Origin of the sequence: Pseudoalteromonas sp. 78C3, from assembly GCF_002836695.1 — a bacterium.
Lineage (GTDB): Bacteria > Pseudomonadota > Gammaproteobacteria > Enterobacterales > Alteromonadaceae > Pseudoalteromonas > Pseudoalteromonas arctica.
In genome coordinates, this window is the sequence record NZ_PJAV01000143.1 from 1 (window position 1) to 17,148 (window position 17,148).

17 protein-coding genes are annotated in these 17,148 nt (G+C 38.6%); 6 read left to right on the forward strand and 11 right to left on the reverse strand.

What is annotated here, in order from left to right:
• The 7 genes from CXF76_RS09870 to dnaK form a co-directional block, all read right to left on the reverse strand.
• Positions 1-247, reverse strand: a 247-nt coding sequence (locus CXF76_RS09870; RefSeq protein ID WP_101163561.1) for a CBU_0592 family membrane protein, incomplete at its 3' end; no start/stop codon positions are given.
• Positions 248-450: 203 nt separating this feature from the next.
• Positions 451-702, reverse strand: coding sequence for a hypothetical protein (locus CXF76_RS09875; RefSeq protein ID WP_007585454.1), 252 nt, complete (start codon positions 700-702; stop codon positions 451-453).
• Positions 703-849: 147 nt separating this feature from the next.
• Complete coding sequence (locus CXF76_RS09880) at positions 850-1,218, reverse strand: response regulator (RefSeq protein WP_010553939.1); 369 nt, start codon at positions 1,216-1,218, stop codon at positions 850-852.
• 92 nt (positions 1,219-1,310) lie between these two features.
• Entirely contained in the window at positions 1,311-1,715 is a 405-nt protein-coding gene (locus tag CXF76_RS09885) for a DUF1761 domain-containing protein (protein ID WP_024591801.1), read from the reverse strand.
• Between the two features lie 150 nt (positions 1,716-1,865).
• On the reverse strand, positions 1,866-2,327 hold the full coding sequence (gene ybaK / locus CXF76_RS09890; protein ID WP_024591802.1) for a Cys-tRNA(Pro) deacylase: 462 nt from the start codon (positions 2,325-2,327) through the stop codon (positions 1,866-1,868).
• 97 nt (positions 2,328-2,424) lie between these two features.
• Positions 2,425-3,564 carry a molecular chaperone DnaJ gene (gene dnaJ, locus CXF76_RS09895; protein ID WP_010553942.1) on the reverse strand — a complete coding sequence of 380 codons (1,140 nt, stop codon included), beginning with the start codon at positions 3,562-3,564 and terminating at the stop codon, positions 2,425-2,427.
• Between the two features lie 202 nt (positions 3,565-3,766).
• Positions 3,767-5,680, reverse strand: a complete 1,914-nt coding sequence (gene dnaK / locus CXF76_RS09900) for a molecular chaperone DnaK (RefSeq protein ID WP_024591803.1) — start codon at positions 5,678-5,680, stop codon at positions 3,767-3,769.
• A 240-nt stretch (positions 5,681-5,920) separates the two neighbouring features.
• Here dnaK and CXF76_RS09905 point away from each other — a divergent pair, with 240 nt between their 5' ends.
• Positions 5,921-6,736: a thioesterase family protein gene (locus tag CXF76_RS09905; protein ID WP_101163562.1), complete on the forward strand. Its 816-nt coding sequence runs from the start codon at positions 5,921-5,923 to the stop codon at positions 6,734-6,736.
• Here CXF76_RS09905 and CXF76_RS09910 read toward each other — a convergent pair.
• Positions 6,725-7,387, reverse strand: coding sequence for a substrate-binding periplasmic protein (locus CXF76_RS09910; RefSeq protein ID WP_225305806.1), 663 nt, complete (start codon positions 7,385-7,387; stop codon positions 6,725-6,727). The genes CXF76_RS09905 and CXF76_RS09910 overlap by 12 nt on opposite strands.
• 248 nt (positions 7,388-7,635) lie before the next feature.
• On the opposite strand from CXF76_RS09910, the gene CXF76_RS09915 reads away from it, so the two are divergent.
• Genes CXF76_RS09915 through CXF76_RS09925 form a run of 3 tightly spaced genes read left to right on the forward strand, consistent with a single transcriptional unit; the run spans position 7,636 to position 11,062 of the window.
• On the forward strand, positions 7,636-8,802 hold the full coding sequence (locus tag CXF76_RS09915; protein WP_024593151.1) for a paraquat-inducible protein A: 1,167 nt from the start codon (positions 7,636-7,638) through the stop codon (positions 8,800-8,802).
• Positions 8,799-10,454 carry an intermembrane transport protein PqiB gene (gene pqiB, locus CXF76_RS09920; RefSeq protein WP_007582433.1) on the forward strand — a complete coding sequence of 552 codons (1,656 nt, stop codon included), beginning with the start codon at positions 8,799-8,801 and terminating at the stop codon, positions 10,452-10,454. The genes CXF76_RS09915 and pqiB overlap by 4 nt, the downstream gene beginning before the upstream one ends.
• Positions 10,454-11,062 (forward strand): PqiC family protein, encoded by a 609-nt coding sequence (locus CXF76_RS09925; RefSeq protein ID WP_024591806.1) that lies wholly within the window; start codon positions 10,454-10,456, stop codon positions 11,060-11,062. The genes pqiB and CXF76_RS09925 overlap by 1 nt, the downstream gene beginning before the upstream one ends.
• Positions 11,063-11,120: 58 nt before the next feature.
• On the opposite strand, the gene CXF76_RS09930 is transcribed toward CXF76_RS09925, so the two are convergent.
• Together CXF76_RS09930 and CXF76_RS09935 are read right to left on the reverse strand one after the other, a co-directional pair.
• On the reverse strand, positions 11,121-11,354 hold the full coding sequence (locus CXF76_RS09930) for a GNAT family N-acetyltransferase (protein ID WP_232785115.1): 234 nt from the start codon (positions 11,352-11,354) through the stop codon (positions 11,121-11,123).
• Positions 11,355-11,600: 246 nt separating this feature from the next.
• On the reverse strand, positions 11,601-11,828 hold the full coding sequence (locus CXF76_RS09935) for a hypothetical protein (RefSeq protein ID WP_442960169.1): 228 nt from the start codon (positions 11,826-11,828) through the stop codon (positions 11,601-11,603).
• 323 nt (positions 11,829-12,151) lie between these two features.
• Between CXF76_RS09935 and CXF76_RS09940 the strand changes: the two genes are divergently transcribed.
• Complete coding sequence (locus CXF76_RS09940) at positions 12,152-13,534, forward strand: Na+/H+ antiporter NhaC family protein (protein ID WP_101163563.1); 1,383 nt, start codon at positions 12,152-12,154, stop codon at positions 13,532-13,534.
• Between the two features lie 67 nt (positions 13,535-13,601).
• On the opposite strand, the gene CXF76_RS09945 is transcribed toward CXF76_RS09940, so the two are convergent.
• Positions 13,602-16,484 carry an insulinase family protein gene (locus tag CXF76_RS09945; protein WP_101163564.1) on the reverse strand — a complete coding sequence of 961 codons (2,883 nt, stop codon included), beginning with the start codon at positions 16,482-16,484 and terminating at the stop codon, positions 13,602-13,604.
• Positions 16,485-16,722: 238 nt separating this feature from the next.
• Here CXF76_RS09945 and CXF76_RS09950 point away from each other — a divergent pair, with 238 nt between their 5' ends.
• Positions 16,723-17,139 (forward strand): MAPEG family protein, encoded by a 417-nt coding sequence (locus CXF76_RS09950; protein ID WP_024593147.1) that lies wholly within the window; start codon positions 16,723-16,725, stop codon positions 17,137-17,139.
• Positions 17,140-17,148 lie beyond the last annotated feature (9 nt).

Sequence of the window (17,148 nt, forward strand, 5' to 3'; positions counted from 1 at the left end):
TTGATCTATTTTTAACATATTTATATAAGCCAATTAACGACGCTGCAATCCAAAATATCTCGATTACAAAGCTCGCTAAATTAAAGTTATAACAAAGGCTAATTAACAGTAAAATTGCCCCTGTTAAATTCATCATATTATACGTTAAGCTAGCTGGAGATGTTTTACCTAGCTGCAGTAAAAAAAATGAACCAACTACTAAAAAAGTACCTGTCATGCCTATGATGTCAAATAAGAGTGCTATCACGAAACTATCCTTTATCCATTTTTAAATAACCCAATAAACTGGCCCGATCCATGGGGAGGGTATTTTTTCATTCATTGAAACAGCAAACCGGGCGATTCTATCAATATGGTAAATTCTAACAAGGCCATATGTCCGCATGCACAAGGCTTTATACTTATTCGCTTAATTAAGTATTATTGCGGTTTAGTATTACTTCATATACCTTATTTAAAGGTTACTTTGCCGCCAATTATTTTATAGGCAGGCGCACCGCGAATAATCGCTTCTCGGGCAAATGGCCGGCTACAGTTAGGGCAAATACAAGCCTCTGTTGTAAAGTCTTGGCTAATACGCTCTTTAAAGCACTTAACTAATGCTCCTTTCCCCCCTTTTCGATATTTAAATAAAGAGGCTTTACAAGCAGAGCAAAAAATATCAACCGTTTTAGTAGGGCCTTTTTTGTTGGGTTTTGCCATTACGTCCTGCGGTATTATATAAAGAGTAATTAGCAATTATATCAGTTTAGATGGGTAAAGGTTACCACCTCTGACTTAGAATTTAGATACGGCAGACTTAATCTATAAAGGCCCATTAAAATATAGCCCTTATAAAATAAACACATTCTAATCTTTAAAAAAGAAGCGGTTTAACTGAGATGACAATACATTCATATTAAAAGGTTTGACTATAAACCCTGATACCTTAGCTGCAATAACTTGCTTAACTTTATCTGTACTGTCTTCACAAGTAACCATTAAAACGGGAATATCAGCGAGTTCTTTATCTTTTCGAATGTTAGTAAGTAAACTAACGCCATCCATTTTTGGCATATGAAGGTCAGTAATAACCAAATCGAAATGCTGGTTGCGCAGAAATACCAAAGCTTGCAATCCATCAGTTGCTTCAACGATATTGCTATACTCTAGTTTTCTAAGCATATTAATTAATACGTGTCGCATGAGTGGCATATCATCAACAACTAATATTTTCATTAGTTTCTTTACCAAATTGTATAAATGGGATTATATAAAACTACTCTACTCGTAGATAAGGATCAAATTTGGATTTGCTGATTATTTAAATCTTACGGCCATATTCCTAAAATGAGCCCCATTAACGAAAACTGTAAAATATGGTACCCCCCGTTAATTAAAAAAAGCTTTAGAGGGCGTTGCTCAAATATATAACTCAATCCAAATGAACTACTGATCCAAAAAAAGCCGATCACAAAGCCGGTTCCTATACTTTCACCTACGCTTGCATCCTTACCTAAAAAAAGAGATAGCATTAAAGCCGCTATAAAAACTAAAAAAAAACTGCCACCAAATATCAACTTAGGGTTAGCCGATTGTAAATCCAGATCAGTTAAGCCAATACTTTCTAGCCATGCATTTTTAAAGAGAGCTTTTGAATACCATATACCACCAAGCATAAAAGAAGACAGTGCAGCCACTAGTATCGCAAAATAATCAACATCTAAAAGGTTCATACAAACAGCCATATACAAAAAGTGTAATACCGTTTGGTATTAAATATTAACGGTATAAAGATACTCCCAATGTAGTTATAAATAGGGGATTGAGCAAATGGCCTAACTTAAATTAATTTTTGGTATAGAAGGTAATTATAAAAATAAAATTTATAAATCGCCAAATTTTGCATTGGTCAATAAGGCTAAATCAGTTGGCGAGAGTGCTATTTCTAAGCCTCTTTTTCCGGCGCTCACATAAATAGTGTCAAAGAGAGAAGCACTGCTATGAATAAACGTAGCTAGACGTTTTTTTTGTCCAAGCGGACTCACCCCTCCTAAAATATAACCGGTACTAACTTGTACTTTTTGTGGGGCAGCCATAATTACTTTTTTAGCCCCACATAATTTAGCTAACTGTTTTAAATTAACTTGTTGAGATACAGGCGTTACAGCAACAATCAGATGCCCTTCATGTGTTTCAAGTACTAAGGTTTTAAATACTTGTGCACTGTCTAAATTTAACTTTTCAACGGCTTCAAGCCCGTAATGACTATTATTCTTATCGTGCTCATAACTGAGTACTTCAAAGGTTTTTTTTTGCTTTTTAAGCAGATCTATTGCTGGTGTCATGCTGTTTCATCTTTTTTATTCACAGTAACAAAAATTAAGTTTAAAGCAAAAAAAACGACGCTAAAAGCGTCGTTTTTTTGTTCATAATAATTTAAATTTATTTAGTTAAATCATCAAAAAACTTTTTAACACCGTCAAAAAAGCCTTGCTCTTTAGGACGGTTTTTAGAGCTATCTGTGCCCATGCTTTCATCTAACTCTTGAAGTAGTTCACGTTGACGCTCGTTAAGATTAACTGGCGTTTCGATTACCACTTTACAAATTAGATCGCCTTGGGCACCACTGCGTACAGACTTAACACCTTTGCCACGCATACGGAACATTTTGCCCGTTTGAGTTTCAGACGGTATTTTAAGTTTTGCACGACCATCAAGTGTTGGCACCTGAATTTCGCCACCTAGGCCTGCTGTAGTAAAGCTAATTGGTACTTCACAATATAAATTATTCGCTTCACGTACAAATATTTCATGTTCACGAACCGATACTTGCACATACAAGTCGCCCGATGGCGCGCCATGCATTCCGGCTTCGCCTTCACCCGTTAAGCGAATACGGTCGCCTGTATCAACGCCAGCTGGAATTTTAACTGAAAGCGTTTTAGTTTTTTCTACGCGGCCTTGTCCATGACAGCTGTTACAAGGATCTGAAATAATTTGACCTTGTCCCTGACACGTTGGACACGTTTGCTGAACAGCAAAGAAACCTTGGCGCATTTGCACCTGGCCAGCACCATGACATGTAGTACATGTTTTAGGTTTAGAACCCGCTTTAGCACCACTGCCATCACATGGCTCACAACCAACCCATGTAGGTACTTTAATTTCAACTTCTTTACCACGAACAGCTTCTTCTAAGCTTAAGTCCATGTTGTAACGTAAATCAGATCCACGTTGTTGACGAGATTGACGTCGACCACCGCCGCCACCAAAAATATCGCCAAATACATCGCCAAATACATCACCAAAGTCGCCATGTCCGCCACCAAAACCACCGTGACCACCGCCACCACCTTGTTCAAAGGCTGCGTGACCATGTTGGTCATACATTTGACGTTTTTGATCATCGGTTAGTATTTCGTACGCTTCTTTAACTTCTTTAAATTTTATTTCGAGATCTTTATCGCCTGCGGTACGATCTGGATGATATTTCATCGCTAAGCGTTTATACGCTTTTTTTATGTCTCGCTCACTCGCATCTTTGCTTACGCCGAGGACTTCGTAATAATCGCGTTTTGACATATCTATCACACTACTCTTTTCTGTTTACAGCGTAAGCTGCAGGATAAATCGATAAATCGCATCGATTTATCATTGAATTTTTAAACCTTGAATACATGCAAAAGGCGCGACAAGCTATTGCTCGCGCGCCTCAATTGTTCATCCTAGCCTAAACACCTAACTGAGTTAAGTGTTTTTGGCTAGCGAGAAGCGGTAGCAACAATTACTTGTCGTCTTTCACTTCTTCGAACTCTGCATCAACAACGTCGTCGTCTTGCTTAGTTGACTGTTGTTCGCCAGCGTCTGCTGAACCTTGCTGTGCTTTCGCTTGAGCAATTTCCATTAGTTTTTGAGACTTTTCAGCAAGAGCTTGAGTTTTAGCTTCAATCTCTTCTTTATTGTCGCTCTTAATTGCAGCTTCTAAATCTACAACAGCAGCTTCAATTGCTTCTTTGTCTTCGTTTGGTAATGCATCGCCAGCTTCTTCAACTTGCTTACGTGTACCGTGAACTAAAGCGTCAGCTTGGTTACGAGCAGCTACAAGCTCTTCAAACTTTTTATCGTCTTCAGCATGTGCTTCTGCATCACGAACCATCGCTTCAATTTCGTCATCGCTTAAGCCTGAAGATGCTTGAATCGTAATTTTTTGCTCTTTACCTGTATCTTTATCTTTAGCAGATACATGTAAGATACCATCGGCATCAACATCAAATGTTACTTCGATTTGCGGTGTACCACGTTGTGCTGGACGAATACCTTCTAGGTTAAATTGACCTAGAGATTTATTGTCGCTTGAACGTTTACGCTCACCTTGAAGTACATGGATTGTTACAGCAGATTGATTATCTTCAGCTGTTGAGAACGTTTGCGATTTCTTAGTAGGAATCGTTGTGTTTTTCTCAATCAGTGCAGTCATTACTGAACCCATTGTCTCAATACCTAGAGATAATGGAGAAACGTCTAGTAATAGTACATCTTTAACGTCACCAGCAAGTACACCACCTTGAATCGCTGCGCCTACGGCTACTGCTTCATCAGGGTTAACATCTTTACGAGGTTCTTTACCGAAGAACTCTGCAACGATTTTTTGTACTAAAGGCATACGTGTTTGACCACCAACAAGAATAATGTCGTTGATGTCGCTTACTGATAAATCAGCATCAGCAAGTGCACGTTTAAGTGGCTCAATTGTTTTAGTTACTAAATCTTCAACTAGTGACTCAAGCTTAGCACGTGTTAGTTTCACGTTCATGTGCTTAGGACCAGATGCATCAGCAGTTACATACGGAAGGTTTACTTCTGTAGACTGTGCAGATGAAAGTTCAATTTTTGCTTTTTCAGCAGCTTCTTTAACACGTTGCATTGCAAGCGGATCATTTTTAAGGTCTAAGCCTTGATCTTTCTTGAATTCAGCTACTAAGTAGTTGATTACGCGGTTATCGAAATCTTCACCACCTAAGTGAGTGTCGCCGTTTGTAGCAAGTACTTCAAAAGTGTGCTCGCCTTCAACTTCATCAATTTCAATGATTGATAAATCGAAAGTACCGCCACCTAAGTCATATACTGCAACTACGTTTTCGCCACGGTTTTTATCCATACCGTAAGCAAGTGCCGCAGCCGTTGGCTCATTGATAATACGTTTAACTTCAAGACCCGCAATACGACCAGCATCTTTCGTAGCTTGACGTTGTGAATCATTAAAGTATGCAGGTACTGTGATTACGGCTTCAGTTACTTCTTCACCTAAGAAGTCTTCAGCTGTTTTCTTCATTTTTTTCAGTACTTCAGCAGAAATTTGTGGTGCAGCGCGTTTTTCGCCGCCCGCTTCTACCCATGCATCGCCGTTATCAGCTTTAACAATTTTAAACGGCATGATGCCGATATCGCGTTGTACTTCTTCGTCTTCAAAACGACGACCAATTAAACGCTTAATTGCAAATAATGTGTTTGTCGGGTTAGTAACCGCTTGACGCTTAGCAGATTGACCTACTAATGTTTCGCCGTCTTGCGTATAAGCAATAATAGACGGGGTTGTGCGATCGCCTTCCGCGTTTTCAATAACACGTGCTTTGCCACCATCAAGTACTGCAACACAAGAGTTTGTAGTACCTAAATCTATTCCAATAATTTTACCCATGAAATCTCTCCAACTTCAATATTCGTTAAACGTTCGATGACTAGTAAATAGGGTTGCTCCAAACTTATTTCAACTGTAAAAATGAAAAAAAATTCATTTTTTGTGATTTATTTACAAAATAACCCTAATAATTGTAAGGAATGATGATTTTTACACCGCTGGAGTCGCTTTTAATTACTGGTCTGACTAGTTTGATTGTGTTATAAATTTATTAAATCGCACTATAAAAGGATATCTTCTATGCATTTTGAACAATTACTTCAGCAAGCTTCAAAAATTGGAAATTCAGACAATACCGAACAATCAACTAGCACAATGCAATTCCCAGAAAACTGGTGTCAGGGCAGAACTGCTTTTGGTGGGCTTTCGGCTGCGCTGTTATATCAAGCAATCAGAGGCAAGGTAACGGATGATCGTCGCTTACTTTCACTCAGTACTAATTTTGTAGGGCCATTACTTGCCGATACCTCTTTTTCATTGTCTGTTGAAATACTGCGCCAAGGTAAAAGCAGTACACAGGTACTTGCCAAAGCGATTCAAAATGAACAAGTGTGCGTAATTGTACAAGCGTGTTTTGCTAAAAGTAGAGAGTCGGGTATTAATGTGCCTGTTTCGAAGTCTTTGGGTTTAAAGCCAGTAGATGAGCGCCACACGTTACCTTTTATAAAAGGTCAGATGCCTGAATTTTTCCAACATGTTGATTTATGCCCACAGCAAGGGGGTATGCCATTTAGTAGTGCAGAAACGTCTCATTTAGGTGGTTGGATGCGCTTTAAGCACACCCCCGAACAAATAACTGAAGCCCATGTGATTGCACTTACTGATGCATGGCCGCCAACACTTTTACAAATGTTTAAACAACCCGCTCCAGCAAGTAGCATGTCGTGGTATTTAGAATTTGTGCAAGAGCCAAACTTAACACCTGGAGAATGGCTTGGCTTTGAAGCAATCACTCATCATTCAAAAGATGGTTACGGTTTAGAGGATGGCTGTATATGGTCGCAGTCGGGTGAGCTAATAGCGCTTACACGTCAAACAGTGGCTTTATTTGATTGATGAATGGGTTTGGCCTTCATCAACAATCCTTTTATAAGTACCATTTTGCTTGATGAGCGCCAAACCAATATCAAACTCAGTAGCTAAAGAGAAGTTGTTAAAATAAGCAGGTCGATCTGCTTTTGGAAATAAAGTGTAAATTTGCACAGCTTCGGGGGATTTATGTTGATTGTAGTAATAGTAAAAAATACGCTTATCTAACACAATTACATCAACCCAACCTTTTAACAGCTTATCTACCTGCGCTTTTTGATTAATAACCTCTTGATATGAGCTAAAGTGTTTAACATTCCTTTTGAATATAGGAGGCAGATATGCCGTTGCATTTTGAAAAGCAAGAACGTTTTTATTAAACATGCCTTCTATTTTATCAATGTTATATTTATTTCGCTTGAGTGTAATGGCCACATTTTCATAACTAAGTACCGTTTTACTTGGATAAATACCCGCACTAATTCCTCCAGCATAATTTAAAAGTATATCTACTCCTTTATTATGTAATTGATGCTCAGCGCGTTTATTCGACATATATTGCACATTAATATTGGCAAATCCATTGGCCTTTAACGCGGCTTTTATTAAATTTAGGTGTATACCCGAGTCTGTTTTTACAAAAACATAGGGTGGAATTGATGCGCTCGCAGCGATCATTACCTCTCGCTCTTTATTAATAGCCACAGCATTTTTCGAGCAAATAAAGAGCCACATTAATATGTAGTAAAAATAATATTTCACACGCTTCCTTTATATAACGAACAGCTTGATAGCAGAACGCGTTGTATTAATGTATTAAATATAGCAAAATTGAAGAAATATTCTTCTTGCTTGGTATTAAATTGCAAACTGTATGCCCCTGCTGCGATCTGATCATAGATATACCTCGCATAATCGCAAAACAAATGGCGATATGCCCACATTGCCACCATAAACTTTGCGAAGCCGATGTTAATCACGATAGTCGTATAGTTGCACTAAGCTTTAGCGCACTATTAATGCTGCTGAGCAGTATGTTTTACCCTTTTATTTCTTTTAGCAGTAGTGGTATTACTCAAACTATTACTCTGCCCGACGCGGCTCGAATTTTATTTAATTACGATAGTGAACTGCTTGGCTTATTTATTGATTTGAGCATTATTGCTCTGCCTATGGGTTTGCTTCTTATTTTAATTCCTTTGCATCTTGGGCTTTTAAAAACATTACCAGAGGGCATAGCAAGGCGACTACTAAAGTTCACCCTTGCGTTAGAGCCCTGGATTATGTCGGAAATATTTTTAATTGGCGTACTTGTTAGTATGGTTAAAATCATGTCGCTGGCTGATATTAGCTTTGGCACGAGTTTTTGGGCTTATGTGGGGTTTGTTATTTTATACATAGCCGCGCTTGTTCACTTAAATCGCCCACGCTTATGGGCTCAAATAAAGCCTGTAAAAGTACTCGAAGGCGCAGAGCATGCTAAACGTGCAATAGATGAAAATATTAAAGCTTGCCATGTGTGCCATCAACTTTGTACAGGTAATGTATGCCAGCGTTGCCATACTAAAACACATGTCAGAAACCCTTACAGCGTACAAAAAGCAGCAGCTTGGCTAATTACCTCTGTTGTTTGTTATATTCCAGCTAATGTTTTGCCTATTATGCATACCACTAGTCTTGGGGATGAATCCCCTTCAACTTTAATTGGTGGCGTAATTACACTTTGGAAAAGTGGCTCCTACCCTATTGCCGCTATTATATTTTTAGCCAGCGTTGTGGTGCCACTTGCTAAAGCTTTTGTATTGAGCTTTTTATGCTTTATGGTAACGAGACCTGCCAATAGACATACAAAAAGTTACACCCGAATTTATCAACTGACTGAGTTTATTGGAAAATGGTCGATGATAGATGTATTCGTGGTTGCTATTTTAGTTGCCTTAGTTCAACTGGGTAATTTAATGTCAGTAACACCAGGATTAGGCATTGTATTTTTTACAGTTATGGTAATATGCCAAATGATGGCTGCCCATGCCTTTGACCCACGCTTGTTGTGGGATTCCCCTAAAAACAAAAAATCAGAGAACAAAGCATGACCGAAACTGCCGAAATAACAAAAGAACCGAAAATTTCCGCTATCTGGATCATTCCGGCAATTGCGCTGTTAGTGGGCATGTGGATGTTATACCAATACCAAGCTAATAAAGGCCCTACAATTTTTATCGAAATGCCACAAGCCGAGGGCATTATTGCAGGTAAAACTGAAATAAAAGTGCGCAGTGTAAAAATAGGTCAAATTGATCATGTTCGACTATCAGACACCCAAGACAGCGTTATTGCCCGTGCGCAAATAGACAAAAACTACAATAACCTATTAACTGACGATGCCAAAATTTGGGTCGTAAAGCCACGCATTGATGAAACGGGTATTAGCGGAATGAGTACGCTATTGTCTGGTGTATATTTAGAGTTTTCACCCGGTGAAAGTAAAGAGCTAAAAGAGCGTTTTAAATTACAAGACGAACCCGCCCTCATTGGTAAAGATGTGAAAGGTGGCCGTTTCAAATTAATGAGTTACAACGCTGAAGTGCTTGATGTGAGTACCGGTATATTTTTCAAAAATTATAAAATAGGGCAAATTGAAACAGCCACTTTTGATTGGGAAAACCAAGCAATGAAGTACGGCGTATTTATTAAAGAACCTTATCAAAATCTCATCACCATGAACTCTATTTTTTGGGTGAACGCAGGGATTGAAATTGACCTATCTGCCGATGGCATCAATATTAATACGGGCTCTTTAAGTAAACTTTTAAAAGGCGGTATTTCGGTTGGCTTACCTGAACAACAGGCCCCGGGTGAAATAGCACAAGATGGGCATAGCTTTTCATTAAGTCAAAGCTATAAAGAAGCGCTAGAAGAGCGCTTTTACGATTTTGATTACTACCTCATTGAATTTGAACAATCAGTTCGAGGACTACGCACAGGTGCTCCTGTCGAATATAGAGGTATGCGTGTAGGTACTGTTGTTGAAACCCCTGCCAATGTAATTATTGACGGTAAACCTGCCCACTTTAGAAACCATAATACGGCGGTTCCAGTACTTATAAAAGTAGAATACGGACGCTTGTATCACGACAGTGCCTCAGCTAAAGAGTATTGGCAAGGTAGTTTAAAAGGCTGGATTGAAAGTGGTATGCGCGCCTCGTTAAAGCCTGGTAATTTATTAACGGGTGCAGTGTACGTTGATTTTGATATATACCCAGATGCACCGCAAGCGCACCTAGGTAAACTTGTGCAGTATGATGTTTTTCCGAGTATTTCTAGCGGCATAACCGTATTAGCAGACCAAGTCTCTGACGTACTTAATAAAGTAAATAACTTAAAAGTTGAAGATAGCTTAGAACAAATGCAAGCCACATTTACCGATTACCGAGCGCTTGCTAATGAAATGCGAGAGCTGCTAAGCCAAAAAGATACACAAAACTTACCAGGCGACTTTAATCGTAACTTCGAAAAGATGACAAAAAGTATGGAGCAGTTTGAAGTAACTATGCGCCAATTTGATAAAACCATGGCCAGTTACCAAGCAGGTTCTGAACTTCATCATCAAATACAGCAAACATTAAAAGAGTTTAAACGTTTAAGTGAGGGCCTACAGCCTCTAACTCGCGGATTAAACGAACAACCTAATATGCTAATTTTTGATAAATCATTACCAGCAGATCCAAAACCAAGGAAGCAATAATGAAATCGTTATTTTTAACTGCAAGTTTATTATTACTATTGGCAGGTTGTAGTTCATCAATACAAACTGCGACACAGTATTACCAGTTTGAGCAGCCTATTGGTGCATCGTCTCGAAATGTGACAGACACAGACGCACAATTAAGAATACAAACAGTTGTACTTAGAGGTGCTCTAAATAATTTAGGTATTGCTATGAAAATAGATAGCAACCAAATTCATGCTGCTAATTACAACTTGTGGGGCGAATCGCCGGATGTAATGCTTACTACAACAGCCCAGCAAGCTCTTTTTAATGCTATGCCAAATTGGATGGTAATAAAGGGCTTACCGGTCATTACTGAACTCGATCAACAAACGTTTTATGAACTGGAATACGAAATTCACCACTTTAATGGCGATATGAAAGGTAATGCTGATATCTCTGGGCTTTGGCGTTTATATTACACACACCCAGAAACAGGCCGACGCCTTATAAGTATTCATAACTTTTCGCAATTGGTCCCTATTGATGATGATGGATACGACGGCCTGGTTTCGACACTTGAAGCAATATGGCTAAATATAAACCTAAATGTTGCAAAACAAATAGAACAAGCAAGACTTTAATCATTAAGTGAAAATATAATTACGGCGGTTTTATCATTATTGATAACCGCCTTGCCCTCTATTTTAAAGCCCAATTTAACAACACATTCTGCGATGCCCTATTATCTGGTGATGTTATTGCACACAGTTTTGTAATTCCAAATTCATGCTTATGGCGCAAAAGTGCGCTGGCCGCTTCAAAAACATAGCCTTTTTTTTCAAAACCACTTACAAGAGCAAAACCTAAATCAGGTTGTTGTAACGCTGCTCGCTTATAAAACCCAACAACGCCAACCACTTCAGCATTATGCAAAGTAATAACGTAAGGCCCAAAGCCTTGGTATTTATGAGAAGCAATAAATGACTAGGGCCTGTTGACCTTTCAGGATTAAAATTTGTTCAATCTAGGGGCGATTTAATCGCGGCGTGAGGTTTGTAACCTAGTGGGCTAAGTAAAAACCGAGCAACAAAGAGTTAATTGCCCCTAGGTAGAACCCTTCGGGCAGCGCATGTTTGGCATTTATGCTGTGTTATCGCCTATTTATGGGGAATAACCACACTACATAGGCTCTGCCTTGCCTAAATACCAAACATACTGCTGCAAATTTAACCTCGAAAGATAAACAGGCCCTATAATATACGACTTGGCATCATCAAGGGTATAGATTGCTTTATCACCAATATGCTCTATGAAACTCGCCTGATTAACTAGCTTAAGTAAAACAGCTGCATCAAACTCATTTGCATGGCGCAACAACAGTCGATTTGTTTTAAATACAGCGTTCAATGTAAGCTCCTCTAAAAAACTTTGTTTTGCATGTAACTTTTTGTTGACTGAAATTAAAAAGCGGATTATTTTTGCGCCGATGTTTTTACAGGCACAACAATAGCGGTTTGCACTCCTTGCACCGTCTGGCGCCAAAGCCAACGCGTTTCACTTAAGCCGCTATTTAACATAACTGTTTATGTGTCCCTCCCTCGCGTACAAAAGCAGTGACTTGGAAGGTGATTTTACAACAAACTTATCATCTTCTTTGTTTTTGTATAAGCAGTTTAAAAATTAATACTATTGTAATTTTTATACATGCTTTTAATTTTGTGAATACTTAAATGCTTGAACCTTCTGCGTTGAGTTTACTACCACCGTTAGTGGTGGTTGTATTGGCTGTTGTATTACGCCGCCCTATTTTATCTTTACTTATTGGTGCTTTAGTTGGTTTAGTTATAGCCGATCCTGCACAGGTACTTACTAACTTTGCGAGTACATCGCTAAAAGTAATGACAGACGAAACCATCGGCTGGCTAATACTTGTATGTGGTGGTTTTGGCGCTTTAATCGCACTGTTAGTACGCACAGGTGGCGCATCAGCTTTTGGCAAGCTAGCTCTTAAGTACACCAAAGGTAAGCGTTCATCGTTGTTCATGACCTTTTGTTTAGGTGTGGTTATTTTTATTGATGACTACTTAAATGCGCTTACTGTGGGTGAAACCATGAAACGCATTACCGATAAATTTAAAGTTAGCCGTGAGATGCTTGCTTACGTTGTTGACTCAACTGCGGCACCAATTTGTGTACTTGTCCCTTTATCTACCTGGGCGGTTTTTTTTGGTGGCTTACTCGTAGATAACGGTATTGCTGAAGAAGGCAAAGGGATTGCAGTTTATATCCAAGCCATACCGTATATGTTTTATGCGTGGTTTGCAGTGCTTGTTGTTTTACTTGTTGTGCTGGGTATTATTCCTGCGATTGGTCCAATGAAAAAAGCAGAACAAATGGCACAAATTGAGCAAGCTCAAGTCGACCCTGCTCAATACAATAATGTTCAAACAGCGGATGAATATGCAGTAAAAGCAGCTGAAGAAAACTTTGAAGATGCTGATCCTAAAGGTAAATTACGTAACTTTTTGGTGCCGATTATTTTACTGGTTGCATTTACTGTTTACTTTGAAATAGACGTATACAAAGGCTTACTAGCAACAATGGCGGTCACTCTCCCGTTTTATGCGCTACAAAAATTAATGAGCGTAAGTGAAATGATTGAGCGCATGCTTGATGGCTTTAAAAGTATGATCCCCGCTATTGGTACTGTTATAGCGGCGTTTATATTCAAAGATGTATGCGACTTAATTGGTTTACCTCAGTTTGTTATTGGCAGCTTAAGCCCTTATATGACTGCTGCATATTTACCAGCCGTGGTATTTATTTCAATGGCTATTTTAGCGTTTGCAACAGGGTCTAGCTGGGGTATTTTTGCTGTATCAATTCCGATTGTTATGCCACTGGCAAATGCGGTTGATGCAAACATACCACTGGTCATTGGTGCGCTATTATCGGCTTCTTCTTTTGGTAGCCAAGCGTGTTTTTACTCAGATTCAACCGTACTCGCAGCGCAAGGCTCTGGTTGTAATTTAATGAGCCATGCCGTTACACAATTGCCTTACACGCTAATTGCTGCGGCATTAGCTGTTATAGGCTTTTTAATAATGGCTTAAATTTGCTTAAATAAAAACCCCAATGTAGCAATACATTGGGGTTTATTTTTAGCTGTATAAATAAAGCTTATTTTTGTAGTTTAATACCATTGTAATAGGCATCAAGCGTTGTGATTTTAGTTTGATTTGGTAAATCGGCAAAGTCACTTTCTATAAACTTAGTCCCGCGTAATTGCACATTTAAACGTGCCGCATTAGGATTAAGCATTGTTTGCTTGTAGTAGTCTTTTATATCTGCAAGCGTTACTTTTTCAACTTCATCAATCAGCTTTTGCTTAGAATCAAAGGTAAAATTTTCACGGTACCAATCGTTTATAAGTGGGCTCATTTCGTCACTTAAGTTTTTAGGCTGCTCTTTAAGCGATACTAGGGTTGAATTTTTAAGCTGCTCAAAAGTCTCTTCGCTCATGTTATCAAGTTCAACTGCGTATTCTTTTTTAAACTTATCAAAACGAGCTTGTATTTCTTTAGGACCTTTAACCGGTGTTTGAATATACAAACCAATTGCTGAGTAATCCTCGATTGGGCGAGCTAATGCACCTACTGCGTATGCAAGTTGCTCCTCAGTACGCATTTTATCAAACGCAACTGTTCTAAAGTGGCTTTGTAATACAGCCGCTTCTGCTTTTTGTTTGTAACCCGCAACAGGGTGAACGGTCATATCAACCACCGCTACATCAGCTACATCTATATCTTTTTGCAGTACCAGCGTTTCGCCCAGTTGAGGCAACCACGCTTTGCTGCGCGCAAATTCACTGCGTTTATGGTTGCTTGGTAGCGTTGCACTTAATTCGTCTGCAATCGCGTCTATATCTTGCTGATTGTAGTTACCGTAACTAAATACGCGTAAATCGTTTTGTGCAAACGTAGCTGTTTTTAATTGTGCTAAGTCGGCAACACTCACTGAGTCAGCGGCTTTAATAAGCGCGTCTGTATCAAAACCACCTGTACGCGTTAGTTTTGAATACTCGCCAAATGCTTGTGCATACGGAAACTGTTTTTGTTGGTTTAGTAAATTACGTTTAAAGCGATCAACTGCTTGGCTAAATGCTTGTGCTGTTTCATCGGCTTTTAATCCGGTTAAAGCTTGTTTAAGCAATACATCTTGTTTATCTGTAAAACCACTCATAGATAAAACAAGGCCATTACTCGGCGCAAGGCTTACACTCATACCAGCGATTGCTGCTTCGGTACTTAACTGACTTTGTTGAATATTGTATAAATCAGCCCAAACAGAATAAAGTACTTCTGCTTTAATATCGTTCAAACCTGGTTGAGTATTTATATAAACTTCGACAAGCCCTTTTGGCTGCTCTGCAAATTTTTGACTTGCTTGGCGCCATACTTTTACACCATTTTTATCGTAAGCAAGTTCTGGGTGTTTTTGCTCTTTAAATGCTTGAGTTTTTATTGCAAAATTTTCAGGCAATAAATTGTTTACCGTCGGTAGTGCTAACTTAAATTCGCTTGGTTTTTTCCAGCTTGCAATCTCTTGTTCGCTAATGTCACTGATGCGGTATTTACCGTCGTAAAAGTGTAGTTGTGAGTCTGTCTCTTCTTGCTGCGATACATACCAAATACGAAGAGTATCGGCATTTAACTGCTCAAGTACTTTATTTACCGCATTAGCATCAAACTTTGCATAATAATAAGGTGCATTAATGGCGTGATTTAACGGGTAATCTTGCATGCTTTGTGTAAGTGAGCTTACATAATTAAATTCATCACCTTTTTCTAAAAACTTAAATTGGTTATTTAGTGATGTACGAATTTCGTTGAAGTACTTGCTATCAACGCCCTCTTTTTTAATTAAATCGATGTACTGCATAATAGTCGCAACTATTTCGTCACGATTTTTCATGCCTTCATCTGTAAGCTCTGCGTTTACGTTTAATGACCCGTAGTTACCATATTGATTTGGTGCAGCTGAAGCTGACAACTGAGATACCCACCCTTTGTCACGAAGCAATTGCGCTGGGCTGCCCGGCATTTCATTACTTAGTAAATACGCTACAAATCGGTTTGGTTTAAGGGCAAATTCGCTATTATTATTAGCAATGGTGAAATCAAGTTGTAGCTGTTTTACATCTTCATTTGGTGCATAAAACACGCGTTTTCCGCCAGCGTTATCAAAATCAAGTTTTGCAGTTACTGTTGGTTTTTCGATGTTTTTATTTTTTATATCAGCAAAGTATTTTTGTGCTTTTTGCTCCATTTCAGCAATAGATAAATTAGAAATAAGCGCTACTTTCATGACATTTGAAGAATAATATTTATTATAAAAATCAACCGTTTCTTTATGAAGCGAACTGTTTTCTTTATCACCAAGTGTTTCTAGATTACCAATTAAAAAGCGATTAGCTGGGTGATCGCCCATCATTTTACGCGCTAGTTTAAATTGACCAAAAAAGTCCATTTCGCGACGCATTGACCACTCTGCGTTTACTGCATTTTTTTCTTTGTCTGTGTATTCAGGGTATAATTTAGGTGCTTTAAAAAAGTCGGCAAAACGGTCTAGCCCTTCATCAAACGCGTCGTTATTAATTTTAAACATGTAATTAGTAATATCGAGCCAAGTATATGCATTGTGCGCGCCACCATTTTTGGTCATAAAATCAGAATACCCTTTTGTATCTGGGTAACGATCAGTGCCTAAAAACAGCATGTGTTCTAAATAATGCGCCATACCCTGTTGCGACATCGGGTCGTGTAGTAAACCTACACCTACACTTAGTGCCGCTGCCGATTTTTCCGCGCTCGGATCAGACACTAAAATAACTTCAATGTCGTTTGCTAATTTAAGTGTTTTATATTCGCGGTTATCGTTAGGGCTTACAACTAACGTGTCTGATAATAAAGAGGCCGGAGGCGCCACAGAAACCGAAGCTGTATTTGAACAACCACTTAAAACTGCAAGTGCGATAGCACTAAAACCAATAATCTTTTTCATTTTTGTTTTCCATTAAAAAGTATTGCGCAAAATAGCGTGCGCCAATTCAAAGCAATATAGTTAAGCTAAACTAACATTTTCAATTAATAACTTTCTACAAAATAACGCTATTTTGTGTAACACATTGTGAAAAATGTCTTCATAATCGGTTATTAGTTGCGAGTCTGCCAACCTTCGAGATTAAAAATCATTCAATATCAAAAAATACGCAAATTCTAAATAATAATAAGGAAAAACAATGGAAAAAATCATCATACTTGCCATGTTTGCACAAGTTACGCTTTCACTGGTTGTCATGCTCATTATGGGTAAAAGGCGCTTTGCAGCAGCTAAAAACAAACAATTAGATTTAAGCGATTTTAAAACAATGCAATTAGATAAGGCTGGCGACACTATTAGGGTTGCAGATAGAAACTTTTCAAATCAGTTTGAAATACCTGTGCTTTTTTACGCGGGGTGTTTACTTGCACTACAGCTAAATAGCGCCAGTACACTTGTGGCTATACTGGCCTGTTTATTTGTAGCAACACGTATTGTGCATAGTGTTATTCATTTAGGTGAAAATAACGTACGCGCACGTTTTAAAGTGTTTTTACTAGGTTGTGCTTGTGTGTTTTCAATTTGGCTTGCGATGGTTTGGCGAGTATTACTTTAAACAGCAAAG